Source organism: Pseudovibrio sp. W74, assembly GCF_001623085.1.
GTDB lineage: Bacteria > Pseudomonadota > Alphaproteobacteria > Rhizobiales > Stappiaceae > Pseudovibrio.
Genome location: NZ_LMCJ01000046.1, coordinates 197,689 through 198,127, shown reverse-complemented (window position 1 = coordinate 198,127; position 439 = coordinate 197,689). Strand labels below are relative to the sequence as shown.

The 439-nt window shown below is 51.9% G+C and carries 1 protein-coding gene; it reads right to left on the bottom strand.

Going from position 1 to position 439, the window contains the following annotated elements; genetic code table 11:
- On the bottom strand, positions 1-439 hold a 439-nt coding region (locus PsW74_RS21255), incomplete at both ends, for an Ig-like domain-containing protein (protein ID WP_193777976.1).

Below are 439 nucleotides of genomic sequence, written 5' to 3'. Positions count from 1 at the left end.
TGGAAGCTATCGGTTGCTGTTTCATCAGCTGAGAGAGCCTCAAACTGACCATTGGGATCATAAGAGAATGTACCATCGTCATTGACAATTACAGCGCCTAGTGTGCCGGTGGTGTCTACACTGAAGGTGTGCGTGTCTGACGCGTCAACATCCGAATAGTTCGGCGAAAGAGTAACCGAGGAGCCCTCGTCGGTACTGGCTGCAACCGAATTGGCGATAGGCCCGTCATTCTGGCCAGCAATCGTGATGGTGACGGTCTGCGTGGATGTTGCTCCAGAGCTGTCGGTCACCGTATATTGGAAGCTATCGGTTGCTGTTTCATCAGCTGAGAGAGCCTCAAACTGACCATTGGGATCATATGAGAACGTGCCATCTTCATTGACGACGACAGAACCGAGTGTGCCGGTGGTGTCCACATTGAAAGTGTGCGTGTCTGACA